Source organism: Mesorhizobium sp. P2_D5, from assembly GCF_056404355.1.
In genome coordinates this window covers 150,880-175,202 of the sequence record NZ_JBFUEE010000008.1, presented here as the reverse complement: position 1 = coordinate 175,202, position 24,323 = coordinate 150,880, and the positions used below count along the sequence as shown (strand labels likewise).

Annotated in this window: 25 protein-coding genes and 1 pseudogene; 13 read left to right on the top strand and 13 right to left on the bottom strand. The window is 63.7% G+C overall.

All coding sequences use genetic code 11. The features are described 5' to 3' along the window. Positions 1 to 36: 36 nt before the first annotated feature. The 5 genes from AC1DYW_RS28565 to AC1DYW_RS28545 all read right to left on the bottom strand — a co-directional run bounded on the left by AC1DYW_RS28565 (position 37) and on the right by AC1DYW_RS28545 (position 5,341). Complete coding sequence (locus AC1DYW_RS28565; protein WP_477228407.1) at positions 37 to 846, bottom strand: phosphodiesterase; 810 nt, start codon at positions 844 to 846, stop codon at positions 37 to 39. Positions 847 to 908: 62 nt separating this feature from the next. After that, positions 909 to 2,009, bottom strand: coding sequence for a sn-glycerol-3-phosphate import ATP-binding protein UgpC (locus AC1DYW_RS28560; RefSeq protein ID WP_477228406.1), 1,101 nt, complete (start codon positions 2,007 to 2,009; stop codon positions 909 to 911). Positions 2,010 to 2,023: 14 nt separating this feature from the next. Further along, positions 2,024 to 2,938, bottom strand: coding sequence for an ABC transporter permease subunit (locus AC1DYW_RS28555; protein WP_477228405.1), 915 nt, complete (start codon positions 2,936 to 2,938; stop codon positions 2,024 to 2,026). Between the two features lie 7 nt (positions 2,939 to 2,945). Further along, positions 2,946 to 3,830: a carbohydrate ABC transporter permease gene (locus tag AC1DYW_RS28550; RefSeq protein WP_095084869.1), complete on the bottom strand. Its 885-nt coding sequence runs from the start codon at positions 3,828 to 3,830 to the stop codon at positions 2,946 to 2,948. A 158-nt stretch (positions 3,831 to 3,988) separates the two neighbouring features. Continuing rightward, entirely contained in the window at positions 3,989 to 5,341 is a 1,353-nt protein-coding gene (locus AC1DYW_RS28545) for an extracellular solute-binding protein (protein ID WP_477228404.1), read from the bottom strand. 527 nt (positions 5,342 to 5,868) lie between these two features. Between AC1DYW_RS28545 and AC1DYW_RS28540 the strand changes: the two are divergent. Next, positions 5,869 to 6,588, top strand: a pseudogene (locus tag AC1DYW_RS28540) (EAL domain-containing protein); the annotation flags it as partial. Here AC1DYW_RS28540 and tlpA read toward each other — a convergent pair. Further along, positions 6,585 to 7,271, bottom strand: a complete 687-nt coding sequence (gene tlpA, locus AC1DYW_RS28535) for a thiol:disulfide interchange protein TlpA (protein WP_477228403.1) — start codon at positions 7,269 to 7,271, stop codon at positions 6,585 to 6,587. The pseudogene AC1DYW_RS28540 and the gene tlpA overlap by 4 nt on opposite strands. 35 nt (positions 7,272 to 7,306) lie before the next feature. Between tlpA and argH the strand changes: the two genes are divergently transcribed. The 3 genes from argH (at position 7,307) to lysA (ending at position 10,343) form a co-directional block, all read left to right on the top strand. Next, on the top strand, positions 7,307 to 8,707 hold the full coding sequence (gene argH, locus AC1DYW_RS28530; protein WP_477228402.1) for an argininosuccinate lyase: 1,401 nt from the start codon (positions 7,307 to 7,309) through the stop codon (positions 8,705 to 8,707). 93 nt (positions 8,708 to 8,800) lie between these two features. Next, positions 8,801 to 9,007 carry a lipoprotein gene (locus AC1DYW_RS28525; protein WP_111544266.1) on the top strand — a complete coding sequence of 69 codons (207 nt, stop codon included), beginning with the start codon at positions 8,801 to 8,803 and terminating at the stop codon, positions 9,005 to 9,007. A gap of 67 nt (positions 9,008 to 9,074) precedes the next feature. Then, complete coding sequence (lysA, locus tag AC1DYW_RS28520; RefSeq protein WP_477228401.1) at positions 9,075 to 10,343, top strand: diaminopimelate decarboxylase; 1,269 nt, start codon at positions 9,075 to 9,077, stop codon at positions 10,341 to 10,343. A gap of 34 nt (positions 10,344 to 10,377) precedes the next feature. Here lysA and AC1DYW_RS28515 read toward each other — a convergent pair whose 3' ends face one another. Beyond that, positions 10,378 to 10,680 (bottom strand): ArsR/SmtB family transcription factor, encoded by a 303-nt coding sequence (locus AC1DYW_RS28515; RefSeq protein ID WP_095084875.1) that lies wholly within the window; start codon positions 10,678 to 10,680, stop codon positions 10,378 to 10,380. Between the two features lie 50 nt (positions 10,681 to 10,730). Here AC1DYW_RS28515 and AC1DYW_RS28510 point away from each other — a divergent pair, with 50 nt between their 5' ends. The 3 genes from AC1DYW_RS28510 to AC1DYW_RS28500 all read left to right on the top strand — a co-directional run bounded on the left by AC1DYW_RS28510 (position 10,731) and on the right by AC1DYW_RS28500 (position 14,805). Continuing rightward, a complete protein-coding gene (locus AC1DYW_RS28510) occupies positions 10,731 to 11,672 on the top strand; it encodes a threonine/serine dehydratase (RefSeq protein WP_477228400.1) in 942 nt (313 codons plus the stop codon). 114 nt (positions 11,673 to 11,786) lie between these two features. Next, positions 11,787 to 14,378, top strand: a complete 2,592-nt coding sequence (locus AC1DYW_RS28505) for a TIGR02302 family protein (protein ID WP_477228399.1) — start codon at positions 11,787 to 11,789, stop codon at positions 14,376 to 14,378. A gap of 55 nt (positions 14,379 to 14,433) precedes the next feature. After that, positions 14,434 to 14,805, top strand: a complete 372-nt coding sequence (locus AC1DYW_RS28500) for a glyoxalase superfamily protein (RefSeq protein ID WP_095084877.1) — start codon at positions 14,434 to 14,436, stop codon at positions 14,803 to 14,805. A 57-nt stretch (positions 14,806 to 14,862) separates the two neighbouring features. On the opposite strand, the gene AC1DYW_RS28495 is transcribed toward AC1DYW_RS28500, so the two are convergent. After that, the gene (locus AC1DYW_RS28495; RefSeq protein WP_095085020.1) at positions 14,863 to 15,726 is read right to left on the bottom strand and encodes a LysR family transcriptional regulator; all 864 of its coding nucleotides are present in this window, start codon (positions 15,724 to 15,726) and stop codon (positions 14,863 to 14,865) included. 200 nt (positions 15,727 to 15,926) lie between these two features. On the opposite strand from AC1DYW_RS28495, the gene AC1DYW_RS28490 reads away from it, so the two are divergent. Further along, positions 15,927 to 16,874, top strand: coding sequence for a DMT family transporter (locus tag AC1DYW_RS28490; protein WP_477228398.1), 948 nt, complete (start codon positions 15,927 to 15,929; stop codon positions 16,872 to 16,874). Here the strand turns inward: AC1DYW_RS28490 and AC1DYW_RS28485 are convergent, their stop codons facing one another. From AC1DYW_RS28485 to AC1DYW_RS28475, 3 genes are all read right to left on the bottom strand, one after another. Next, on the bottom strand, positions 16,875 to 17,246 hold the full coding sequence (locus tag AC1DYW_RS28485; protein ID WP_477228458.1) for a response regulator: 372 nt from the start codon (positions 17,244 to 17,246) through the stop codon (positions 16,875 to 16,877). A 75-nt stretch (positions 17,247 to 17,321) separates the two neighbouring features. Beyond that, positions 17,322 to 17,864, bottom strand: a complete 543-nt coding sequence (hpt, locus tag AC1DYW_RS28480; protein ID WP_477228397.1) for a hypoxanthine phosphoribosyltransferase — start codon at positions 17,862 to 17,864, stop codon at positions 17,322 to 17,324. 23 nt (positions 17,865 to 17,887) lie between these two features. Further along, positions 17,888 to 18,532 carry a hypothetical protein gene (locus AC1DYW_RS28475; protein WP_457152219.1) on the bottom strand — a complete coding sequence of 215 codons (645 nt, stop codon included), beginning with the start codon at positions 18,530 to 18,532 and terminating at the stop codon, positions 17,888 to 17,890. Positions 18,533 to 18,724: 192 nt separating this feature from the next. Here AC1DYW_RS28475 and ftsE point away from each other — a divergent pair, with 192 nt between their 5' ends. From ftsE to AC1DYW_RS28460, 3 genes are all read left to right on the top strand, one after another. Next, a complete protein-coding gene (gene ftsE, locus AC1DYW_RS28470; protein ID WP_027023302.1) occupies positions 18,725 to 19,384 on the top strand; it encodes a cell division ATP-binding protein FtsE in 660 nt (219 codons plus the stop codon). Beyond that, positions 19,377 to 20,372 (top strand): cell division protein FtsX, encoded by a 996-nt coding sequence (locus AC1DYW_RS28465; protein WP_457152220.1) that lies wholly within the window; start codon positions 19,377 to 19,379, stop codon positions 20,370 to 20,372. Before ftsE ends, AC1DYW_RS28465 begins: the two co-directional genes overlap by 8 nt. Positions 20,373 to 20,505: 133 nt before the next feature. Then, entirely contained in the window at positions 20,506 to 21,231 is a 726-nt protein-coding gene (locus AC1DYW_RS28460; protein ID WP_457152221.1) for a YdcF family protein, read from the top strand. Positions 21,232 to 21,234: 3 nt separating this feature from the next. Here the strand turns inward: AC1DYW_RS28460 and AC1DYW_RS28455 are convergent, their stop codons facing one another. Further along, a complete protein-coding gene (locus AC1DYW_RS28455) occupies positions 21,235 to 21,885 on the bottom strand; it encodes a pyridoxamine 5'-phosphate oxidase family protein (RefSeq protein ID WP_457152222.1) in 651 nt (216 codons plus the stop codon). Between the two features lie 24 nt (positions 21,886 to 21,909). Next, positions 21,910 to 22,380: a nuclear transport factor 2 family protein gene (locus tag AC1DYW_RS28450; protein ID WP_111544521.1), complete on the bottom strand. Its 471-nt coding sequence runs from the start codon at positions 22,378 to 22,380 to the stop codon at positions 21,910 to 21,912. Between the two features lie 121 nt (positions 22,381 to 22,501). Between AC1DYW_RS28450 and AC1DYW_RS28445 the strand changes: the two genes are divergently transcribed. Both AC1DYW_RS28445 and AC1DYW_RS28440 read left to right on the top strand, forming a co-directional pair. Further along, on the top strand, positions 22,502 to 23,404 hold the full coding sequence (locus tag AC1DYW_RS28445) for a LysR family transcriptional regulator (protein ID WP_477228396.1): 903 nt from the start codon (positions 22,502 to 22,504) through the stop codon (positions 23,402 to 23,404). A gap of 115 nt (positions 23,405 to 23,519) precedes the next feature. Further along, positions 23,520 to 24,308: a lysophospholipid acyltransferase family protein gene (locus AC1DYW_RS28440; protein WP_457152224.1), complete on the top strand. Its 789-nt coding sequence runs from the start codon at positions 23,520 to 23,522 to the stop codon at positions 24,306 to 24,308. The last annotated feature ends 15 nt before the right edge of the window (positions 24,309 to 24,323 follow it).

Sequence of the window (24,323 nt, the reverse complement as noted above, 5' to 3'; positions counted from 1 at the left end):
GGCTGGCGACGTAGTGCCTCAACGCGGCGAGCAGGCTCACGCCATGATGCGTTCGCCGGTTTCGCCGGAATAGATCGGCCATTGTTCGAGAAAATCGCAACCATGCACGACCACGCGCCCGTTGGCGCTGTCGACGAGGATGACCGCGTAGGAGGGTGGCGCCTGCTCGACGATCTCGCTCGATCTGTCGAGGGCGAGCGCGAACCTTGCATGCAGGCCGCGCTGCGCCGAGAACGGAATGCCGGCGACCGTGCCGGCGATGTCGCGATGGACGTGACCGAAGAAGATGTGGCGGACATTGCCGTGGCGCCGCAGTAGGCCGAGGAATCGTTCGGGCTGCTCGAGCGCCAGCGGATCGAGCTGCGGCAGGCCGAGCGCGACCGGCGGATGGTGCATGAAGACATAGGCGGGCCTGCCGGCTGTCTCCTCGAGCCGGGCGTCGAGCCAGGCAAGCCGCCTTTCGCACAATTCGCCTTCGATGCGTCCTTCCGCCAGGCAGTCGAGGAACAGCAGCACCTCGTCAGCCATTTGATGAGCCGACTGCACGAAGCCGTTCTCATCGACCGGAACTTCAGGAAACGCCGCGGCAAGATTGGCTCGCCGGTCGTGATTCCCCGGCAGCAATCGCCAGGGCACCGACAGCGCATTCAGGGCTGTCCTGAGATCGGCATAGCTCTGGGGCGCTCCGGTCTCGGTCAGGTCGCCAGTGAAGACGCAAAGCGCCGCGTCGGCGTGATGCGCATTGATGTGCGCGATGCATGAAGCCAATCGCTGATGCAGGTCCACGCCATAGCGGCGCTCGCCCTGCCGGCCAAGATGGACATCGGTGACCTGGATTATTTTCATCGCACGACCGTTTTGCCAGCACCGCCTGCCCCGTCATCGGCGACAGTGACTGCCTTCAAAAATCAGAGTGCTGGCTCCGGCACCGAGGCCTTGAAGACCTCGAGACGGGTTCCCGTGTCCGACGAGAAGAAATGCAAGTCATCCGGCGAAAACCGCAGACCGACAGTGCTGCCCGGCTCGGGGTGGACGGCCTCCGATGTCATGACGGAGAACGACGCGCCATCGAGATCGACATAGATGACCCGTCCAGCGCCCAGTTCCTCGACGAGGTCGACCGTCGCGTCGAGCGCGCCTGCCGTGCCGGGCGCCGCCAGACGGACGGCTTCCGGCCGGATGCCGACGGCCACCTGCGTGCCGACAGCCAGACCGGCGCGTTGAACGGCAAGGCGCCGGCTGCCGCCCAGCAGCGAAAGCCCGTCGAGCTCGACCGTGCCTTCGAGCATGTTCATCGCCGGCGCACCAACGAAGGTGGCGACGAAACGGCTGGCCGGACGGCTGTAGACCTCACCGGGCGTGCCGACCTGTTCGACACGTCCGCCATTCATCACCACCAACCGGTCGGCCAGTGTCATCGCCTCGACCTGGTCATGCGTGACGAACACGGAGGTGGCGTTCAAGCGGCGATGCAATTTGCGGATCTCCGAGCGCATCTGGACGCGCAGTTTGGCGTCGAGGTTGGACAGCGGCTCGTCGAACAGGAACACCTTGGGTTCGCGGATCATCGCGCGGCCCATGGCGACGCGCTGCCTCTGGCCGCCGGAAAGCGCCATCGGCTTGCGGTCGAGCAGATGTTCGAGCTCCAGCGTACGGGCAACCGCCTGGATGCGCTGCGTACGCTCGGCGGCCGGAACACCAGCCACCTTGAGCGAATAGCCGATGTTCTGCGCCACGCTCATATGCGGATAGAGCGCGTAATTCTGGAACACCATGGCGCAACCGCGCTCGCGCGGTTCCAGCTTGTTGACGACGGTGCCGTCGATCGCGATCGTGCCGCCGGAGATATCCTCCAGCCCGGCGATCATGCGAAGCAAAGTGGACTTGCCGCAGCCGGACGGCCCGAGGATGACGACGAACTCGCCCGACGCGATATCAAGGTCGACGCCGTGCACGACCTGCGACTTGGCGTAGCTCTTCTTGACGTCGCGAATGGTAATGGAGGCCATTGGCCGTCTCCTTGTTACTTTTCGGTGGCGATCAGGCCGCGCACGAACCAGCGCTGCATGGCGACCACGACAATCAGCGGCGGCAGCATGACGATAAGCGTTCCGGCCATGGCGATGTTCCATTCCGGGATGCCGCCGACATTGGGGATAAGCTGCTTCAACTCGGTGACCGCTGTCGCATGCGACTGGTCGGTGGTGATGAGCAGCGGCCACAGATACTGGTTCCATGCCCATAGGAACATGATGGTTCCAAGCGCCGCCATGTTGTTGCGCGACAGCGGCAGCAGGATGTCGATGAAAAAGCGGAGCGCACCGGCGCCGTCCATGCGTGCGGCCTCGGTCAGCTCATCGGGAACCGTCAGGAAGAACTGCCGGTAGAGGAAGGTGCCGGTTGCCGTCGCGATCAGCGGCAGGATAAGTCCGGAATAGGAGTTGAGCAGCCCGAGGCTGAGCGAAACCTGCACGCCCGAGACTTTCTCGATGAGCCAGCTCAGACCAGTCAAATCCAGGATGGTCTGATAGGGCGACAGAACGTTGGCGACCACTGCATAGGTGGGCACGATGCGCACTTCCAGCGGCAGCATCAGCGTGACGAAGATCAGCCAGAAAATGAAGGTGCGGCCGGGGTAGCGGAAATAGACGATCGAAAAGGCGGTGAGCGCCGAGATCATCACTTTGCCCGCCGCGACGCCGGCGGCCATGATCAAGCTGTTCAGAAGCTTGGGGCCAAGGTCGGCGGTCGTCCAGGCCGTCTTGATGTTGAGCCAGAAGTCGCTGCCCGGCAGCAGCGACATCGGCACATCGTTGACATCCTTGAGATTATGCGACGCGGCAATGGTGACGACCACGAACGGCGCGATGCAAAGCACGAAGCCGACGAACAAGATCACATGCGTGAAGAAATTGAGGAAAGGGGTGCGCTCTACCATATCGGCCTCACCTGTAGTGCACGCGCCGCTCGATGAAGCGGAACTGGAAAATGGTCAGCACGATGATGAGCAGCATCAGGATGATGCTCTGCGCGGCGGCACCCGAGTAATCGAGCCCTTTGAAGCCGTCGGAATAGATCTTGTAGACCATCAGGTTGGTGGCGTTGGCCGGCCCGCCCGAGGTCATGATGTCGACGATGCCGAAGGAATCCTGGAAGCTTTCGGTGATGTTGATGACCAGCAGGAAGAAGATCGTCGGCGTGATCAACGGGAACTGGATGTCCCGGAAACGCCTCATGACGCCCGAGCCGTCCATCGCCGCCGCCTCGATCAGCGAACGCGGAATGGCTTGAAACGCGGCGAGGAAGAAGATGAAATTATAGCCGACATATTTCCAGGAGAAGGCGATGATGATCGAGGCCATGGCGTCGGCGCCATCAAGGCCAGGGTCCCAGAAGCCGGGCCAGACCTGGTTGACGACGGCCATGAAGCCCGCTTCCGGCGCCAGGATGAACCGGAACGCCATTGCCAGCGCCGGAGCGGCGATGCCGTAGGGCCAGATCAGCACCACGCGATAGAAGCGCGAGCCGGCAAGCTGCCGGTCGGTCAGCGCCGCGAGCACCAGCGCGATGAACATCGCAAGCCCGGTGCTGATCCCGGCAAAGACCAGGCTGGCGGTGATCGAGTTCCAGTAATCGGCGTTGGACAGGATCGAGCGGAAATTGTCGAGCCCGACCCAGATGTTGCCGCCGCCCCAAGGCTGTTGCAGCGTCAGCGACCAGTAGACCGCCTGACCGGCCGGCCAGTAGAAGAACGTGAAGATCAAGAGGAGCTGCGGCACCGCGAAAAGGATGCCGATTGTCCAACTGCTGAAGGTAACGCGTTTTTCCATCGGTCCGCCGACGCCGCTTAACAGCTGGCCTAGAGCAAAGGGAGACTAATCTACGAAATGGCCGCCCGTCGACCCAAGCATGATCCCGAAAGTGGAAACCGGTTTTCGGAAGAGATCATGCTTGGACAAGACCGGCGGGCGGCCGCGTAGATCCGAGATCAGGGCAGGGTCTTGCCCGGATAGGTCTGCTGGAAGCGGTCGAGGATGGCATCGCCATTCTTGACCAGCGTGTCGAGGCCTTCCTGGACGCTGACCTTGTTGGCGAAGATCGCCTGCATCTGCGTGCCGAACTCGGCGCGGATCTGGGTGAAATTGCCCAACCGGATACCGCGGGTGATTTCGGTCGGCTCGGACGCGGTCAGGCTGGCGATCGCGGTTTCACGGCCCTTGAAGGGCGCCTTGTCGTAGAAACCACTGGACTTCATGTAGTCGAAGCCCGACTTGGTCACCGGGATGTAGCCGGTGTTGGTCGACCAGAACAGTGCGGTCTTGGGATCGTGGATGAAATTGAGGAACGCGGCCGCGCCCTTGTATTCCGCGTCCGACTTGCCCGAGAGTACCCACAACGAAGCGCCGCCGACCAGCGAATTCTTGCGCTCGGTACCGGCGTAGGCCGGCAGTTCGGCGACATCCCAGTTCATGCCTTCCTTCTGGGTCTTGCCGACGGTGCCGTGGTCGCCGACCGAGGTCATGATGACCTGGCAGGTGCCCGACGCGAAAGCCTGGACCATGTCCTGGCCGAGGTCCTTCGACTTGATCTTGATCAGGCCGGCGTCATACCACTTCTTGAGGTCGGTGACGTACTGGACGAACTTGGTCTTGTTGACTTCCAGGCGGGCGTCGAGGCCGTCATAGCCGTTGTTCTTGGTGGCGATCGGCTGGTTGTGGATGGCCGAGAACTGCTCCATCAACTGCCAGCTTTCATTGGCCGAGATGTTGATCGCCATCGGGCATTCGTAGCCGGCGTCCTTCATGGCCTGCAGGTCGGCGCCGACATCTTCCCAGGTCTTCGGCGCTTCGGTCTTGCCGATCTTGGCGAAGGCGTCCTTGTTCCAGTACAGCAGCGCCGTAGAGGAATTGAACGGGAACGACAGCATCTCGCCCTTCGACGTCGCGTAGTAGCGCGCGATACCGGGGAAATAATCGGCGTAGTCGATCTTGTAGCCGTTTTCTTCCATCAGCTTGTCGGCCGGCTTGTAGGCGCCCGAAAGCATCATCGTAGCGGTACCGACATCATAGACCTGGACGATGGCGGGCTGTTTGCCGGCGCGGAAGGCGGCGATGGTGTTCTGCAGCGTGGCGTCGTAGTTGCCCTGGCTGGTGCAGACGACTTCATAGTCGGACTGCGAGGCGTTGAAGTTCTTGCACAGCGTGTCGACGACACGTGCGAGGTCGCCCGAAAGGCCGAACCAGAAATCGAACTTGGTGGGCGCGGCGGCCGCTGGCAGCGCCATGGAAACGCTGATTGCACCGGCGGCAAGAGCCGCCAGGCCATTTTTGATCATCGACATGAATCTCATTCCCTGTTGAGTGGCTCGTTTCAAGGATCGTTGCGCAGGTCCCGGGCCGTCTCATAGAGAAAGTATGTGACAGTTCTGCTGTGCCTTTTCAGGCCTGTGGACAGCCAATCTCTCCTCCCTCGACGGCTTGCACCGGCATGAAATGAAACCGTCATATCGGCGCCCCAGGTACCTAGGGCGTCGAAAACTGGCGTAAAGGCCCAGGTCGTTAACCGGCTAAAAATGGATAGACGAAATGCTTGTCTCGCAGCTGACATGTGCCGATCGCCGACCGCGAGGCCATGCGCGACGGGCCGCGTGATAGCGCCACCCATCTGCGCCTCGCTGCCGCCACTCCCGCACTGGGTCAGATCGAAATCGGCGGCAGGGCCACACGCGAAAGCGCCGGCGAGACGCTCACCGTGGTGGCCTGGAACGTCGATCGGCTCGGCCACGGCGATGCCGTCGCGGCCACGCTTATCGGCCAGTCTCCCGGACGTCGTGCTGCTGTCCGAGGTCGACGAAGGCATGGCGCGCTCCGGCATCCGACGCGCGGCGACGTGCCCCCGACCATTTTCATCCCGATCGCCGAAGACAGTGGAGCCATTGGCCAGATTGGCGAATGGGTGCTGACGGCGGCCTGCGAGGAAGCCGCCCGCTGGGAAAATCCGCTGACGGTGGCCGTCAACGTTTCGGCGGTGCAGCTTCACAATCCGAATTTCAGCCGCAAGGTCCACGAAACACTGCTGAATTCCGGTCTTGCGCCCGGCAGGCTGGAACTTGAGATCACCGAGACGGCGCTTGTGAAAGACATGCCGCGCGCGCTGGCGACCTTGCGGCAGGTCAAGGCGCTGGGCGTGCGGGTGGCCATGGACGATTTCGGAACCGGCTATTCCTCGCTTTCCAACCTTCGCGCCTTTCCCTTCGACAAGATCAAGATCGACGGCTCCTTCATCAAATCCGTCGACAAGAACGGCCAGGTCGCGGCAATCGTGCGCGTCGTTCTGGGGCTCGGGCGCGGCCTCGACCTGCCGGTTCTGGCGGAGGGTGTCGAGACGCTCGGCGAGCTGAAATTCCTGGATGCCGAAGCCTGCGAGATCGGCCAGGGTTACTATATCGGCAGGCCTGGCCTTATCGAGGAGTTCGGCGAACTGACCGGTGTCGACGCAGCCACGGTCAGCAACGACGCCGCCGGCCAGCGCAACAGAAGCGTCCTGGCCTTCGCACCCGCGCCTGCACTGAGTGTGGACAGAGCCTAGCTTTCGGGCTGGAGCGCGGCCTCGACCAGCCGCTTTGCGTCCGGGCCCGACCATTCGGCAGGGCCGTTCATGTGGGCGATCAGGCAGCCTTCACCGTCGATCAGCATGGTGGCGGGAAGGCCGAGCGCCAGGCCGCGCGTCTTGAGATCGTTGAACACGGCCATTGTCGAATCCCGGTAGTAGCCGAGCGTCTCGACGCCTGTCTCGCTGAGGAACTTCTTCGGCTTCACATCGTCGCCGGCATCGACATTGACGGCGACCACCTCAAAGGCGTCGTTGCCCTTTTCCTTCTGCAGCGCATCGAGAGCCGGCATTTCGGCACGGCACGGCGCGCACCATGTCGCCCACAGATTGAGCAGCACCGTCTTGCCGGCATGGTCGGCGAGCGTCATCGGCTTGCCGTCCGGCCCATTGAAGGCAAGGCTCTTCAACGATTGCGGCGGATCGGCTGGCAACAATGCCGCGACCTCGCCGGTGGCCGCTGCCGCCACCTTCTTGGCGCGCTCGCCCTTGGCGGCGCAGGCGACATCGTCCTTGCTGTCGCCGATGGCCGCTTGGTGCTCGGCGTTGTTGCCAGACCGGCTCTCGCTGACATATACCGCGACCGCGCCGGCCAGCGCGCCCGCCACCAAAGCGGCGAGGATCAGGCGCGGGGCCGGGAAGAATCTATTACCGTCTGCCATTTTCTCAAAACTGCTCCGAAGCACGGGTTATAGCCATGAGCGACAAGAAGACCAGCAACCAGATGTGGGGCGGACGTTTTGCCTCGGGTCCGGCCGCGATCATGGAAGCGATCAACGCGTCGATCTCGTTCGACCGCAAGCTCTATGCGCAAGACATCCGAGGCTCGATCGCCCATAGCGAGATGCTGACGCAAACGGGCATTATTTCGGCTGCCGATCAAGAAAAAATCGCTCACGGGCTGAACACGATTCTGAAAGAGATCGAGGCCGGCACGTTCGAGTTCTCGACCCGGCTGGAAGACATTCACATGAATGTCGAGGCTCGCCTCGCCGACCTGATCGGACCGGCGGCCGGCCGCCTGCACACCGCCCGCTCGCGCAATGACCAGGTCGCGGTCGACCTGAGGCTGTGGGTCAAGGACGAGTGCCTTCGCCTCGCCGGAGCGTTGAAAGGGCTGATCGAAGCGCTTCTGGCACGCGCCGAGGAGCATGCGGCGACGGTGATGCCGGGCTTCACCCATATGCAGGCGGCGCAGCCGGTGACCTTCGGCCATCACTGCATGGCCTATGTCGAGATGTTTGCGCGTGACCTGTCGCGGGTTCGCGACGCGATCGAACGAATGGACGAGAGCCCGCTCGGTGCCGCGGCCCTTGCCGGCACCAGCTTCCCGATCGACCGCCACAGAACCGCCAAGGCACTCGGCTTCCGCGAGCCGATGCGCAATTCGCTGGACAGCGTTTCGGATCGCGATTTCGCGCTGGAGTTCCTCGCCCTGGCGGCGATCTGCGCCACGCATTTGTCGCGGCTCGCCGAGGAGATCATCATCTGGTCGACGCCGCAATTCGGCTTCGTCAGGCTGTCGGACAGCTTTTCCACCGGCTCGTCGATCATGCCGCAGAAGAAGAACCCCGACGCCGCCGAACTGGTGCGCGGCAAGACCGGCCGCGTCACCGGCCATCTGGTCGGCCTGCTGACGGTGATGAAGGGCATGCCGCTGACCTATGGCAAGGACATGCAGGAAGACAAGGAATCGGTGTTCGATGCCGCCGAGACGCTCGACCTGATGCTGGCGGCGATGACCGGCATGGTCTCGGACATGACGATCAACGCAGCGGCGATGAAAAAGGCCGCCGGCTCGGGCTACGCGACCGCCACCGATCTTGCCGACTGGCTGGTGCGCACGCTCGGCTTGCCATTCCGCGAGGCGCATCATGTCACCGGCCGGGCGGTGGCGCTGGCCGAAGACAAGAAAGTGGGGCTGGAGAAGCTTTCGCTGGAAGACCTGCAGTCGATCAATCCCGGCATCACGGCGGATATTTTTTCGGTGCTGGCGGTGCAGAACTCGGTGAAGAGCCGCACCAGTTTCGGTGGCACCGCGCCGTCGGAAGTCAGAAGGCAGATCCGCGGCTGGAAAAAGCGCATCGCCAAGGCATGATCCCGGATACTGCGACCAGCAATATCCGGGGTGCAATGCTCTGAGAACTCGGCTAAAAGCGGCGGCTGGAAAAAGTTTCGGACGGATGGATCGATGACCGGAAGCAGGATTTTGGTGACGCTGACGCTGCTGGTGGCGATTGCGGCCGTCTCGGCCTGCGGCCGGAGGGGCGCCCTCGACTCGCCCTATGAGGCAGCCGTCCAGGCGCGCAAGGATGCCTCTAAGGCGCACCAGCCCGTGCCGCCGGAGCCGGAAAAACCGGTCAAGGACAAGAAGTTCTTCCTCGACCCGCTGATCTAGTGCCGATGACACCGGGTTGGTCTTTTGAACCCGGTCTCATCGTGCTCCAACTTCCGGAACCACTCTCGTGAACCATTTCGACTACCGCGACGGCGTGCTGCATGCCGAAGACGTGGCGATCCCTGATATCGCTGCACAGGTCGGCACGCCATTCTATTGCTATTCGACGGCCACCTTGACCAGGCACTACCGGGTGTTTGCCCAGGCCTTTGCCGGACTCGACGCGCTGGTCTGCTATGCCATGAAGGCTAATTCCAACCAGGCGGTGCTGCGGACGTTGGCCAGGCTCGAGGCCGGTGCCGACGTGGTGTCGGAAGGCGAATTGCGGCGAGCGCTGGCGGCCGGCATCCCGGCAAGCAAGATCCTGTTTTCGGGCGTCGGCAAGACCGCACGCGAAATGGACTTTGCCCTCGCCGCCGGCATCCTTTGTTTCAATGTTGAATCCGAGCCGGAACTGGAACTGTTGTCGGCCCGTGCCGCCGCCCTTGGCAAGGTGGCGCCGATCTCGCTGCGCATCAATCCCGACGTCGACGCCAAGACCCACAAGAAGATTTCCACCGGCAAGGCCGAGAACAAGTTCGGCATTCCGTGGCAACGGGCGCGTCAGGTCTATGCCCGTGCCGCACAGCTGCCAGGCCTCAAGGTCACCGGCATCGACACCCATATCGGCAGCCAGATCACCGAGCTGCAGCCCTTCGACGACGCCTTCGCCCTGCTTGTCGATCTGGTCGGCGCGCTGCGCGCCGACGGCCATGCCATCGAGCATATCGATCTCGGCGGCGGCCTCGGCATCCCCTACCGTGTCGACAACAACCCGCCACCCTTGCCGGACGCCTATGCCCAGATCGTCAGGAAGCATGTCACCAAGCTCGGGCTCAAGGTGATGTTCGAACCCGGCCGGCTGATCGTCGGCAATGCCGGCATCCTCGTCTCGGAAGTGATCTTCGTGAAGGAAGGCGACGCCAAGAATTTCCTCGTCGTCGACGCCGCCATGAACGACCTGATCCGGCCGACGCTCTACGACGCCTTCCATGACATAAAGCCGGTGGTGCAGCCGCCGGCCGACACGCCGCGCATGATGGTCGATGTCGTCGGCCCGGTCTGCGAGACCGGCGACTATCTCGGCCTCGACCGTGACCTGCCCAGGCTGAAGGCTAGCGACCTGATTGCCGTTTCCACCGCCGGCGCCTATGGCGCGGTGCAGGCCGGCACCTACAACACCCGCCTGCTGGTGCCCGAGGTTCTGGTCGACGGCGATCGGTTCCACATCGTGCGCCCGCGCCTGACCTATGACGACCTGATCGGGCTGGATTCGGTACCCGACTGGCTAAGGTAGACGCTGCTCCGTCCGAAACGCTGCGCCGGCGGCGCTACAACCGGTTCTGGATGAGTGCCCTTGTGTCGGCGATCCTGTCCTCGTCGCGGCGGTAGAACGTCCATTGCTTGATGCGCTTGGCCCGCAGCAGGCCGGCCTGCGTGAGCACGCGCATGTGTTCGCTGAGCGTCGCCTGTGTGATGCCGAGCTTCTCGGCGATCAGCAGGGCGCAAACGCCGTCCTCGACCAGATCGCCATCGGCTTGGCGCGGGAAATGCGCGCGCGGGTCCTTCAGCCAGTCGAGAATCTGCAGCCTGCGTTCGTTGGCGATCGCCTTGAAGACATCAACCTCTTGCATTTAGCTATTTTGCCAAGTTACTAATTACTGTCAATCCCAGGGAGACGTCCATGAGCAACGGCAACACCGTCACACGCGAACGCATTGCCGCGATGGAACCGCGCATTCGGCCGCATGTGCGCCACACGCCGGTGCTGCGCGTCGACATGGCCGACTTCGACCGCCCGCCGCTGACCATCGACCTGAAGCTCGAGTGCCTGCAGCATTCCGGCTCGTTCAAGGCGCGCGGCGCTTTCACCAACCTCCTGGAGAGAACGGTTCCAAAGGCCGGCGTCGTCGCCGCATCAGGTGGCAACCATGGCGCAGCGGTCGCCTACGCCGCCATGCGGCTTGGCCACAAGGCGACCATCTTCGTTCCCGAGGTGAGCCCGCCGGCAAAGCTGGAGCGGATCCGCAGCTACGGCGCTGAGCTCATCGTCGGCGGCGCCCGCTACGCCGAGGCGCTGGCTGCCAGCGAGCGCTTCGCCGAGGAAACCGGTGCCTTGCAGATCCATGCCTTCAACCAGGAGGAGACGCTGGTCGGCCAAGGCACGCTCGGGCTGGAAATAGAGAGCGATTTGCCTGAGATCGACACGCTGCTGGTCGCCGTCGGTGGCGGCGGCCTGATTGGCGGCATCGCCGCCTGGTTCGCCGGCCGCATCCGCATCATCGCCATCGAGCCGGAAGGGGCGCCAACGCTTTACCGCGCCTTCGAGGCCGGCCGCCCCGTCGACGCGCCGGCCGAGGGCATCGCCGCGGATTCGCTGGCGCCCAAGCGCGTCGGCGAAATGATGTTCCCGATCGCCGAGGCCTTTGTCGAACGCTCGATCCTGGTCAGCGACGACGACATCGTCGCTGCCCAGAAGGCGCTGTGGGACCGGGTGCGCATCATCTCGGAACCGGGCGGTGCCACCGCCTTCGCGGCCGTGCTGTCCGGGCGGTATGAGCCCGCGCCCGGCGAAAGGGTCGCCATACTGGTCTGCGGTGCCAACGCCAACCCCGCCACGTTCTGACAGCAACCAGTCCGGCAGCTTCACGTTTTCTCAAACTGCCTCGCCTTTGCCGTGTTTGCTGGTATTCTTCGAGTCGTGAGGATCGGGCTATCCTGCCCGCCCATGGAAGGGCCGATGACGCAACGACCCACCTTCAGCAGCCATCGCGGTCTGGCCCGGCGCCTTGCCTTGAGCCGGCTGGCGACGCGGGTCTCGATGATGGTCGAGCGTGGCTGGCCGTTGCTGCTTCCGCTCGTCATCGTCGCCAGCCTGTTCCTCAGCGTCTCCTGGCTCGGCATCTTCTCGCGCCTGCCGGACGTGGCGCGCATCGGCCTGCTCGCCGCATTCGGTGTGGCAGCACTTGCGGCACTCTATCCGCTGCGTTTCTTCCGCTTGCCGGGCGCCGCCGAAATCGACCGCAGGATCGAAGCGGCCAATCAATTGCTGCACAGCCCGGTGCTGGTGCAGACCGAGCGGCCGAGCGGCCGAGAAAGCAGCTTCTCGCAGGCACTGTGGCGCGAACACCAGAAGCGCATGGCCGGAAAGCTCGACAGCCTTGGCGCCGACCTGCCTCGCACGCGCGTGCCGGAGCGCGACCGCTGGGGTCTGCGCGCGGTGGCCGCACTTTTGCTGGTGACCGCCTTTGCCTTCTCCTTCGGACCGAGCGGCGGCAGGATTGTCGACGGGTTCAGTGCCCATGGCGTCCACGATGCCATACCACCGCGCATCGACGCCTGGGTGACGCCGCCGGCCTATACCGGCAAGCCGCCGATCTTCCTGACCGCCGACGTCAACCAGGCGACGCCGACCTTCATCATCCCCGAAGGCAGCGACGTCTCGCTGCGCGTCACCGGCGGTTCGGGCGAGGAAACGCTCGCCTATGCCGACAAGAACGGCAATTCCCGCGCCATCGACCCGGCCGGCCCGCAGGCTGCCGCCACGGCCAAGCCGGCGGCGAGCCCGGCAACGCCATCCAAGGTGCGCCAGTTCACCGGCAAGCTGACCGGCGACGGCACCCTGACGCTGACGTCGGGCGAGGATCAGCTCGGCCGCTGGGCCTTCGCGGTCATGCCGGACAAGCCGCCGCAGATCCGTTTCGTCGGCGAGCCGAAGCGCGCCGCCAACGGCGCCTTCGAGCTCAACTACCAGATCGACGACGACTATGGCGCCGCCAATGCCAAGGCGGTTTTCGCGCTCGCCGATCCGCAGGCGCCCAATGCACATCCGCTCTATGGTCCGCCTGAAATGCCGCTGTCGCTGCCGCGTCGCGGCGGCAAGTCGAATGCCGCCCGGACGACTAAGGACCTGACCGAGCATGTCTGGGCGGGCAGCAGCATCAAGCTGACGCTGGTCGCCACCGACGATGCCGGGCACACCGCGTCGAGCGAGACCAAGACGCTGGTTATGCCGCAGCGGCCATTCGCCAACCCGCTGGCGCGCGCGGTGCTCGAGCAGCGCCGCCTGCTGGCGCTCGACGCCAACGCCAAGCCTCACGTGCTCGACTTGATGGACGCAATCACGCTGCGGCCCGAGGACACGTTCGACAACATGTCCCACTACCTCGCCATCATGAGCGCCCGCAGCCGGCTGAAGATGGCCGTCAATGACGACCAGCTGCGCAGCGAGGTGTCCTATCTCTGGGAAATCGCGCTCGGCATCGAGGAAGGCAATCTCTCGGCCGCCGAAAAGCGGCTGCGCCAGGCGCAGCAGGCGCTGCAGGACGCCATCAAGAACGGCGCCAGCGACGCGGAAATCGAAAAGGCGATGAAGGAACTGCGCGAGGCGATGAACCAGTTCCTGCAGGAATTCGCCGAACGCGCCAAGCAGAATCCCAACGCGCCGCAGATGCAGCAGAACGGCCAGGAACTGCGCCAGAGCGATATCGACCGCATGATGGACCAGATCGAGAACTTGGCGAAGTCGGGCGATCGCGACAAGGCGCAGCAATTGCTGTCGCAACTGCAGGATATGATGAACAATCTCCAGGCCGGCCGTCAGCAGCAAGGCGGCCAGCAGGACAGCGAGATGCGCCAGCAGATGGACAAGCTCGGCGAAATCCTGCGGCGCCAGCAGGAGATGATGAACGACACATTCCGCATGGACCAGATGCAGCGCGGCGAGCGCCAGCGCGGACAGAACCGTGAAGAGCAGCTGGGCCAGGACGGTGAGCAAGGTCAATCGGGCGAAAACGGCAAGCCCGGCGAGGATGGCCAGCAGAAGCCGATGACACCGCAGGAATTCGCCGATGCGCTGAAGCAGCTGCAGCAGGGCCAGGGCCAGCTGAAAAGCGACCTCGAGCAGCTGAAGAAGGGGCTCGAAGGCATGGGCATGGAGCCCAACGAGGGATTTGGCGAGGCCGGCAAATCCATGGGCAATGCCGAACAGGCGCTCGGCGAAGGCGACGGCGATCAGGCGGTCGGCCACCAGGGCCGGGCGCTGGAAGCGCTGCGCAAGGGCGCCAAGGACATGATGAAGCAGATGCAGGCCATGCAGGGCGATCAGGGCGGCAGCGAGGAAGGTGGCCGCCAGCAGAACGCCGACCGTGACCCGCTGGGCCGTCCGCGCGCCAGCCAGGGCCCTGATTTCGGCGATTCGGTGAAAGTGCCCGACGAGATCGACGTGCAGCGCGCCCGCCAGATTCTGGAAGCGATCCGCAAGCGGCTCGGCAATGCGCTCAGCCCCGACATCGAACGCAGCTATCTGGAACGGCTGCTCGAGCTGAAATAGGGATCGCCGCCCCGCTTCCAACCTCACCCGAAGACACTCGAACGGTTGCAACACCATGCCGAAACTTGGCGCCGTCACGCCCATCCTGCGCATCTTCGACATTGCCAAGGCACGTGAGTTCTATGTCGGCTTCCTTGGTTTCGAGGTGCAATGGGAGCATCGCTTCGACGACAACGCGCCGCTCTACATGGCGGTCGGCCGAGACGGCTGCGTGCTGCATCTGAGCGAACATCACGGCGACGGCGCGCCTGGCATTGCCGTGCGCATCAAGGTCGAGGACATCGCGGCACTTCATCGCGAGCTGATCGGAAAAAATTACCGCTTCGCCAGGCCGGGTCTGGAGGAAACGCCGTGGAAATCCCGCGAAATATCGGTCGCCGATCCGTTCGGCAACCGGCTGCATTTCCACGAGGAAGCGGCCGCTTGAGTCTTTGTTTGTGCATGTCGTTATCCCAAGACCGCTGCACAGCTTGGACGACAGGCACTAGATCTGCCTGTTGACGAACGCTTCGCGGATTGCCTCCTGCATGCCGTCGATCGCCTCACCCGAGGCATTCGGGTTGCGGTGCATCACCACATTCGAGGAATCGATGTCGCCGAACCCGTCCGCCGACGTCAGTTCGCGGCAGCCGGCCGGAATGTTGCTGCGCGAGATCGGCGCGATCGCCAGCCCGGAGGTGACGGCGAGCTTTAGGCCGCCAGTCGTGTCACTGGTATAGGCGACGCGATAGGCAAGACCGCGCTGCTCCAGTGATTTGACGGCAAAATCCTTGCACCAGCCGGCCCGGTTGTAGAGCGCGATCGGCACCGGCCGCTCCTCATGCATGTGATGCAGGGTCGATGTCACCCATACGGTCGGATCGTGCATCAGCACTTCGCCGCCGGCAGGATCCTGCCATTCGAAAACCACGCACAGATCGAGTTCGCCGGCGGCGAGCGCCGCCACCTGCGCCCCCGAATGCGCATAGCGCACGGTGACCTCGACCTGGGTGTGGCGCTTCGAAAAGGCGCCGAGCGCGCGCGATAGGATCGCGTGGCCATACTCCTCCGGAATGCCGATGCGCACCGGCCCGCCAAGCGGTGCCGCCGCCATCGATGCCGCCGTCTCGTCGAGCAGCGAGACGATGCGGCGAGCATTGACGATGAGTTCGCCGCCGCGCCGCGTCAACACGACGCCGCGTGAACCACGCTCGAACAGGGTGTCGCCGATCAGGTCCTCGAGCTTCTTCATCTGCATCGACACCGCCGACTGGGTACGGCCTGCCTGCTCCGCCGCCCTGGTGAAATTGCCCGCTTCGGCAATAGCCACGAAGGTGCGCAGAAGGTCGCTGTCGAGGGTCGGTCGCATGAAATCCGCCATAAGGAATTTTGATCACTGATATCATTCCAATTCGTTTGCAACATGTCAAACGCCGAACGATAGTCGCCTCACCCATTGGATATGCGGCTGCGAAATCGGCCGCGGACCAATTCGAAGAGTCCTCACTCATGCCCGCTGCCCGAAACGGTGGCGGGTTCTTTTTCGCTTGCAGGGAGCCCCGAAGGCACATGCAGAACCGGATGGTCCTTGGCATCCTGAGCCTGTGCCTTGGCGTGCTGGTCTTCTCGCTGCAGGACCCGCTCGTCAAAGCCGTGTCGAGCGGCTATCCGGTGACCGAGGTGATGGCGATCCGCTCGATTGTCGCCTTGCCGATCCTGATTGTTCTCGTCCATGTCGATGTCGGCTTGCCAGCGATCCTGTCGAGCCGATTCGGCATGCTGACGATGCGCGCCTTCATCCAGTTCACCTCCTATACGGTGTACTATCTGGCTATCGCCGCCTTGCCGCTGGCCGACGCCGTGGCGCTCTATTTCATGGCGCCGCTGTTCATCATGGTGCTGGCCGGGCCTTATCTTGGCGAGCGCGTCCCCTGGCAGACGCTGGCGACCGTGCTGATCGGGCTGTTCGGCGTCCTCGTGATGCTGCGCCCGGGCGCCGGTCTGTTCGACTGGGCGGCGCTGCTGTCGCTGGGCTCGGCGGCGCTCTACGGCTTTTCGCAGCTGATGGCCCGCAAGATGGGCGATACCGAATCGTCCACCGTCATGGCCTTCTACCAGAACGGCGCCTATCTGGTCGGCGCCGCCGTGGTTGCCGGTACGTTTCACCTGGCCGGCATCACCCACGCCGTCCACCCAAGCCTCGAATTCCTGGTGCGGCCCTGGCGCTCGCCGACATTGCCTGATTTTCTCAAGATGGCGGCCTGCGGTTTCGTCGCCTCCGCCGGCATGGTCCTGCTGTCGCAGGCCTACCGGATGGCACCGGCCAACCGCGTTGCCACCTTCGAATACACCGGCATCCTGTGGTCGCCGCTGTGGGGTTTCCTGTTCTTCGCCGAGGTGCCACGGTCAACGACCGTGATCGGCGCGGCGCTCATCATCGGCGCCGGCCTGCTGGCGCTCAACTTCGAACGCCGCAAGAGTGCTCCGCCCGTGCTCGCTGCAGCCGATCCAGCCTGATCAGGCGAAGCAGATCAGCGCCCGTTCGACGCGGGAGCGGATTTCGGCCAGCGTAAAGGGCTTCTGTACGACATCGAGGATAACGCCGTTCAGCTCCTCGGCGCGCTCGCGCTGGTCGGCATAGCCCGTCATCAGCATGATCTTCATCGAGGGGAAGAGCGCTGCCGCCGCAATCGCCATCTCGATGCCGTCCATCTCTGGCATGCGGATGTCGGAGACGACGAGATCATAACCGCCATTTGCGGCTCGGATCAGCGAAAGGCCTTGCGCGCCGTCCGCGGCGATATCGATTGTGTGTCCGGCGCGTTCAAGCGCGCGGGCGGCCAGGGTGCGGACGGACTCATCGTCCTCGACGATCAGAAGCTTTGCCATGGCGGCCATGTTTGGCTGCGAAAAGTTGACTTTTTCTGAAGGCGCAGGAGGCTAACAAGCCTTTTTGAACGTCGCTTACACGTCGCCTTTGACGACACCGACAAACGGCAATTCGCGAAAGGCATGCGCAACGTCCATGCCGTAGCCGACGACGAAATAGTCTGGACAGTCGAAGCCGACATAGTCGGCGTTGAGTGAGGTCTGGCGGCGCATGCGCTTGTCGAGCAGCACGGCGATGGCGCAGCTCTTGGCGCCACGCGACAGCATCAGGTCGCGGGTGAAGCTCAGCGTCTTGCCCGATTCGAGAATGTCGTCGATCAACAGCACGTCACGGCCGGCCACCTCATTGTCGATATCGCGCAGCACCCTCACCTCGCCGCTTGTGGTGCCGGCGCCGTAGCTGGAAATAAAGATGAATTCGACCTCCGGCGACAGCCCGACATCATGCATGGCGCGGATCAGGTCGGCGGCGAAGATGAACGAGCCCTTCAGCACCGAAATCACCAGCAAATCGTGATAATCGTGGCCGGCGATCTCCTTGGCGAGTTCAAGATTGCGCCGTGCGATCGCCGATGCCGAAAACAGGACCTCGATGTCCTTGCCGCGTACGTTTGGCATTGGTGGTCTTCCTCGGTGATCGCCTATTGGGCGAAAGTGACCAAAACGGTTCTTACGCCGTTCTTAGGCACGTCGAGCCGGCTGGCAAAGCCGAATCTTTCGCCCGACGCCAGCGAACGACCGGATGTCCCCAACGAATAGCGGGTCGTGCGCCCGTCATTGCCGGTCACCCGGATTTCGAGCGGCGGCAGCGGCGCCGGTTTCGCGCCGTCATTGGCGGCCTCGCCATCGACGAACAGCACGGGGTTCGGCCCGGAGGCGTCGACGCGTGACGTGACGCCTGAAATGCTCAGCGCCGACGCCTGCGCACTGGACAGGAACGGCGCCTGGCGCACCAGCGCATGCCCTCCGGAGACCCAGAAAGCGGCGAACGCGGCGCCAATGCCGGCGATCCAGAAGATCGGCCCGCCGCGTGAAGCCGGTGGCCGCTCCGCCGGGGCCTCGGGCTTGCGCAGCATGTCCATGCCCTCGATGGGCGGCGTGACGATCGCGCGTGGCAGCTGCGAAACGCTTTCCGCGGCGGGGACAAGGCGCGACATCACCACGTAGTCGGCATCGACGATGTCGGCCGCTGGAGCGCGCATGAACCGGTCCGTTGCGGCAATTGCCGCCGGATCGGTCATGATTTCGCCGGAAACCGGGCGCGCGGTTCTATCGTCAGCCATCATGGCCCCAGCATTGCAGCACGTGTTCGCTTTTCGTTTCTTTTGAGTAAACACAAATGGTTAACGCTTCCCCACCGGAGCCCGAGTGAAGAGCCGAAAAAGCCCAAGAATTAACCGCCGGTTAACCATGCCGGCCGATGGTCATTACCCAGAACAGGCTGGCTCGCTGCCGCCGCGAATTTCAGGTCGCCGAAATTGATTCGCTTCGAAAATGTCGGCCTCCGCTATGGCATGGGTCCGGAAATCCTCCGTGACATCTCCCTGCACATTCCGGAGCGCTCCTTCCAGTTCCTGAGCGGGCCTTCGGGTGCCGGCAAGACGACGTTGCTGCGCCTGCTGTTCATGTCGTTGAAGCCGACGCGCGGGCTGATCACCATTTTCGGCAAGGACCGCTCGCGCATCTCGCGCGCCGAACTGCCGCATCTGAGGCGTCGTATCGGTGTGGTGTTCCAGGACTTTCGCTTGCTCGACCATATGACCACCTACGAGAACGTGGCCTTGCCGCTGCGCGTGCGCGGACGCGAGGAGGCGAGCTACCGCACCGATGTCACCGAGCTGTTGAAATGGGTCGGCCTGGGCGAGCGCATGCATGTGCTGCCGCCAGTTCTGTCCGGCGGCGAGAAGCAGCGTGCGGCGATCGCCCGTGCGCTGATCGAGCAGCCGGAGATCCTGCTGGCCGACGAGCCGACCGGCAATGTCGATCCGCCGCTGGCGCGACGCCTGCTGCGGCTGTTCATCGAGCTCAACCGTCTCGGCACCGCCGTGGTGATCGCGACCCATGACCTTGGCCTGATGGAACAGGTCGACGCGCGCCGCATGATCCTGGCCGGCGGAAGGCTGGACATCTATGACTGAGCTGTCCGCCGAACATCTTGAACAGCAGGAGCAGGACGCCGAGGACGCCGAGGCGAGGCCGCGTGCCCAGCGCCGGATGGCGCCGATCGTGCCGGCGCAGAATATCGCCGGCCGGGCACTGGTGCTGGTCATTGCCATCATGACCTTCCTGTCCTGCCTGACCTTCGGCGCGGTGACGCTGGTGCGTGACACCGCCTCGGTCTGGGAGAACCAGATCTCGCGCGAGGCGACGATCCAGATCAAGCCTGTCGACGGCCTAGACATGGAGGCCGCCCTTGTGGAGGCCTCGCAAATGGCCAGCGAGTTTCCCGGCGTGAAGGCGACCCGGATCATCGATCGCGACGCGACCGCGAGGCTCCTGGAGCCGTGGCTGGGCTCCGGCCTCAACATCGACGAGCTGCCGGTGCCGCGCCTGATCATCGTCACCATCGACGAGAGCAGCCCGCCCGATTTCGCCGCCATGCGCGCCGCGATCACGCCGAAATTGCCAAGCGCATCGCTCGACGATCACCGCACCTGGGTCGACCGGCTGGTGGCCATGGCCCGCACCACGGTGACCATCGGCATCGCCGTGCTGGCGCTGATGCTGTCGGCGACCGTGCTGACCGTGGTGTTCGCGACGCGCGGCGCCATGGCGGGCAATGGCCACATCATCGAGGTTCTGCATTTTGTCGGCGCCGAGGCGAGCTTCATCGCGCGTGAATTCCGCCGGCATTTCCTGGTTACCGGCATGAAGGGTGCCGCCGCCGGCGGAGCCGCGGCTGTGCTCGTGTTCATCGTCTTTTCCTGGTGGTCGTCGCGCAACATGGCGACGCCGCAGGCCGACCAGGCGACCGCGCTGTTCGGCAATTTCGCCATCGGCTCGGCAGGCTATCTCGGCGTCTTTCTCATGGTGCTGGTGATCGGCGCACTGACGGCGGCAACCTCGCACGCCACCGTCGTCGCCTATCTCAGCGACATCGAGGTTCGCCAGCCGGATGCCGGCTAATTCACGTCACTTGGGAGCAGAAACCATTCCAGGACAATGACATCGATAGAAACAGGATGATCACGGATGGAGAATTGGCGTAACGCAAAGTGCGTCTTTCTACTACCCAAAGCCACATTTGGGGATTAACCATATGGCGATGGACGCGCGGCAAACGACCGGGACGGCTGGGCAGATGCCAGTGGTGGTTGCCCATTCGCGCGACCACGGCAAGGTCAGCCGCCTAAAAGCTGCTCTGCGCCTGTCCGCGCTTTCCCTGCTCATCCTCGCAACTCTGTTTGCCGGCGGCTTTGGCTGGTTCGCCAACAAGGTCAGCCACCTGACGACGCCCGCCAATCCGGCCAAGGCCGACGCGATCATCGTTTTGACCGGCGGCCAGTCCCGCCTTGACGCCGCCATGGATCTGCTGGCGTCGGGCAAGGGCGAGCGGCTGCTGATCAGCGGCGTGCATCCTTCCGCCAGCCGCCGCCAGCTGCAGGCGGCGATCGGTGGCGACAAGCGCTTGTTCTCCTGCTGCGTCGACATCGACCGCGCCGCGCTGGACACGATCGGCAATGCCGAGGAGAGTGCAAAATGGGTGGAGAGCCATGCCTATGGCACGGTGATCCTGGTCACCAACAACTATCATATGCCGCGCAGCCTGCTGGAAATGGGCCGGCTGCTGCATGGCGCCAAGCTCGAACCGTATCCGGTGGTCAACACCAACCTCGACAATGGCAGCTGGCTGACCAAGCCCCGCGCATTGCGCGTGCTGTTCACCGAATACAATAAGTATCTGCTGGCGCTGGCGCGCGGCATCGTGCCGATGAAGCCGACGCCGGACGGTATCGCGCTGGCCGAGACCGCGGCCGGCGGCTGAACCTCATTCCTCGGCTGTGGCACCTGCCCCGGCCGCAGCGCCTGAAATCCCCTTGAGACGCGCTATCTCCTGTTCGAGGCCCTCGATACGCTTGTCCCGTTCGCCAAGCGCCGCTGCCACGTCAGCCGCCTCGAACCGCTGCGGGATGTGTTGCGGGCAATTGGAGTCCCAGGCCGAGACCGTGAACAGGATGACCTGCTCGGGACGCGCCTTGTAGTCCTGCGGCATCAACCTCGCCATCAGCTCGGCATCGTTCTCGACGACGCGGGCCGTGCCCCAGATCTTGATGCGCTGCCGGTGGGCATAATCGATCAGGAACAGGAAGGCCTGCGGATTGTCGGCCAGGTTGCCCTGCGTGATGAACTGCCTGTTGCCGGCAAAATCCGCAAAGCCGATCGTGTGTTGATCCAGCACCTTGAGAAACCCGGCGGGTCCACCGCGATGCTGGATGTAGGGCTGGCCATCGCCATTGGCCGTCGACAGGAAGACGCTGGTCTGCATCTCGATGAAGGCGGCAAGGTCGGGCGTGATATCGGCCTGCCAGCCGCCACGCTCCTCGACGCGGGCATAGGACTGGCGTGAGCCCTTGCGGGCCTGGATCGCCTTGACGGTCCGCGTGAAGGCGACGTCGCTGGTGAAAGCATGAGCATTCATGAAAGCCTCCTTGCCCGGGCGACCCTAGAGCCCAAGCTCCGATAATGACGGGTGGTCGTCCGGGCGCCGGCCGAGCGGCCAGTGATATTTGCGATCGGCCGCGCCGATCGGCAGGTCGTTGATGCTGGCGATGCGCAGGCGCATCAGCCCGTGTTCGTCGAATTCCCAGTTCTCGTTGCCGTAGCTGCGGAACCATGAGCCGCTGTCGTCGTGCCATTCATAGGCGAAGCGCACGGCGATGCGGTTGCCGTGGAAGGCCCAGACCTCCTTGATCAGCCGGTAGTCGAGTTCGCGGCTCCATTTGCGCGTCAGGAACGCCTGGATGGCATCGCGGCCTTGCAGGAATTCGGCGCGATTGCGCCAGCGGCTATCCGTCGTGTAGGCAAGCGCCACTCGGGCCGGATCGCGTGAATTCCAGGCATCCTCGGCCATGCGCGCCTTCTGCGCGGCGGTCTCGGCTGTGAACGGCGGCAGCGGCGGCCGGCTTTCGGACATGATGACTCCTTGCTCGTTGAGGCCATGCTATAGGCAGGCCAGCAATGTGATATAAAGCCTTCCATCCTTCAAATGCAGATGACATATTCGCAATCCGTCCTTCCATTTTCTGGAAGAAGCTATGGATCGTCTCGAAGCCATGTCGCTCTTTGTCGCTGCGGTGGAGGCCGGCAGCCTTTCCGCCGCGGCCCGCCGTTTCGGCGTTCCGCTGGCGACGGTCAGCCGCAAGGTTTCCGATCTCGAACGACATCTGAACACACGCCTGTTGAACCGCTCGACGCGCCGGCTGACGCCGACCGACGCCGGCCAGGCCTATCTTGCCGCCTGCCGCCGCATCCTCGACGATGTCGGTGAGGCCGAACGCACGGCGGCCGGCGAATACAGCGCTCCGACCGGCGAACTGGCCATCACCGCGCCGGTCGTCTTTGGCCGCCTGCACGTGCTGCCGGTCGTCACCGGTTTTCTCGCGGCCTATCCCGACGTGAACATTCGCCTGACGCTAGCCGACCGTATAACCCAGCTGGTTGAGGACCATTTCGATCTCGCCATTCGCATCGGCCAGTTGCCTGATTCGAGCCTGGTCGCCATTGCTGTCGGCTCGATCCGCCGCGTCGCTTGTGCGAGCCCGGCCTATCTGGCCGAGCATGGCACGCCGATGACCCCACAGGATCTGGAAACACACAGTTGCATCACCTTCGAGGGACTTGCTTCCGCCRCCACCTGGAGCTTCGCCCAGGGCAGGACGGAAGTCCCGGTTCAGGTCCGCTCGCGGCTTCAGGTCAACACCGCCGAGGCGGCCATCGACGCCGCGATTGCCGGCATCGGGGTGACAAAAGTGCTTTCCTACCAGATCGAAGCCGCACTGCGGTCAGGCGCGCTGCGCATCCTGCTGCAGGAGTTCGAGCCTGAACCATGGCCGGTAAGCCTGGTACATGCCGGCCACGGCCTGCTGCCGGTCAAGCTGCGCGCCTTTCTCGATTTCGCTGCCCCGCGTCTGAAGGAGCGGCTGGCGCGATTGACGTAGCTGAAACGGGCCGCCCGACCATCGTTCTCCTTCGCTCGTCAGAGCGGCTCGCGGCCATTTCCTTTTTCGCCGCGCTTGGTGTAACCAACGCACACCTCTCACCGGGCCTCCCTCCATGCTGTATGTCCGATCGCTGGCGTTCAATTTCGTCTTCTACGTCAATCTGATCGTCCAGATGATCCTCTGGACCCCCTATTATTTCCTGTCGCCCCGGCACCGCGCCTGGTTCGTGCCGAAATTCTGGTCACGCACGTGCATGTGGCTCTATGACAAGATTGCCGGGACCAAGAGCGACATCACCGGCCTGGAAAACCTGCCCGAGGGTTCCTTCATCCTGGCGCCCAAGCATCAATCGTTCTGGGACGCGATCGCCTTCTTCCCGTTCCTCCAGGATCCGCTCTACATCCTCAAGCGCGAACTGACCTGGATCCCGTTCTTCGGCTGGTACATCATGAAGATGCGCATGATCCCGGTCGACCGCGGCAGCCGCTCGAAAGCGTTGAAGGCGGTGGTCGCCGCCACCAGGCAGGAAATGGCGCGCAACCCACGCCAGCTGATCATCTATCCCGAGGGGACGCGCCGCGCGCCGGGCGACGAGCCGGCCTACAAATATGGCATCGTCGAAATCTATTCGCAGCTTGGCGTTCCGGTGGTGCCGGTCGCCCATGTCGCCGGTCTCTACTGGCCGCGCCGCAAATTCCTGCGCTTCCCCGGCACGATCAAGGCGCGGTTCCTGCCGCCGATTCCGCCGGGCTTGGGCAAGGACGAATTCATGGCCCGGCTGATCGGTGAAACCGAGGCTGCCTGTGACCAGCTTCTCATCGAGGCATCCCGCACGCCCAACCCGCCGGCATTGCCGTCAACCGCGGTGAAGCGGTTGCGGGAACTCGGCGCGAAAGTCTGAAAAGCTCCGAGCCGA